The organism is Candidatus Hydrogenedentota bacterium, assembly GCA_016791475.1.
GTDB lineage: Bacteria > Hydrogenedentota > Hydrogenedentia > Hydrogenedentales > JAEUWI01 > JAEUWI01.
Genome location: JAEUWI010000141.1, coordinates 1 through 851, shown reverse-complemented (window position 1 = coordinate 851; position 851 = coordinate 1). Strand labels below are relative to the sequence as shown.

Here is an 851-nt window from a genome sequence, read left to right as displayed (position 1 = left end):
CGCGTTGCATTGCGCCAGATACGAACGGCCATCGATGCCTACAAGCAGGCCACGGATGAGGGGCGTATTACCAAGAAGGCCGATGAATCGGGTTATCCACCCCGGCTGGAGGAATTATTCATGGGCGTGCCGGATATCAAGAGTCCGGATAAGAAGATTATTTATTTCCTGCGCCGCTTGCCCCCTGATCCACTGTTTGTCGAACTGGATGTCGCCGGTGTTTCGGCGACTCCGGCTGCGGATACCTGGGGGAAGCGCAGTTATGAAAGCCCATGGGATAGTCCCAAGGAGGGTGACGATGTTTATGATGTTTATTCACGTTCGGAAGCCATCGGCCTGAACGGCATTCCTTACCGGGAGTGGTGATGATAAACCTATCCGAGATCGGGAAATCCAGAGGATTTACCTTAATCGAACTGCTGGTGGTTATGGCGATTATCGCGACGTTGTTGAGTATTGTCGCGCCGAAGTATTTTAATTCTATCGATAAAGCCAAAGAAGCCGTGCTACGGCAGGACTTGGGTATTATGCGCAATGCCATCGATCAGTTCTATTCGGATTTTGGTAAATATCCCATTGACCTGACAGAACTGGTCGACAAACGCTATATGCGCAGCGTGCCGAAAGATCCGTTTACCGAAAGCGATAAAACCTGGGTCGAGGTTCCTCCCAAGAACGAGACGGAATCAGGCGTCTATGATGTTTATAGCGGCTACTCGGGAAGAGCGCTGGATGGCTCGTACTATCAAGAATGGTAAATGACCGGGGTTTGCTCCGATTCTTGTGGTGCACATGATATGCCACGGCGGGAAAGCGGTTTTGTTTATCTTTGGGCCTTGTTCGGAGTAACT

2 protein-coding genes are annotated in these 851 nt (G+C 50.8%); both read left to right on the top strand.

Annotation, left to right across the window (positions count from 1 at the left end; all coding sequences use genetic code 11):
• The coding region (locus JNK74_28325) for a general secretion pathway protein GspG (GenBank protein ID MBL7650095.1) at positions 1–366 on the top strand (366 nt) is incomplete at its 5' end.
• Complete coding sequence (locus JNK74_28320) at positions 366–758, top strand: prepilin-type N-terminal cleavage/methylation domain-containing protein (GenBank protein ID MBL7650094.1); 393 nt, start codon at positions 366–368, stop codon at positions 756–758. The genes JNK74_28325 and JNK74_28320, both read left to right, overlap by 1 nt.
• Positions 759–851 lie beyond the last annotated feature (93 nt).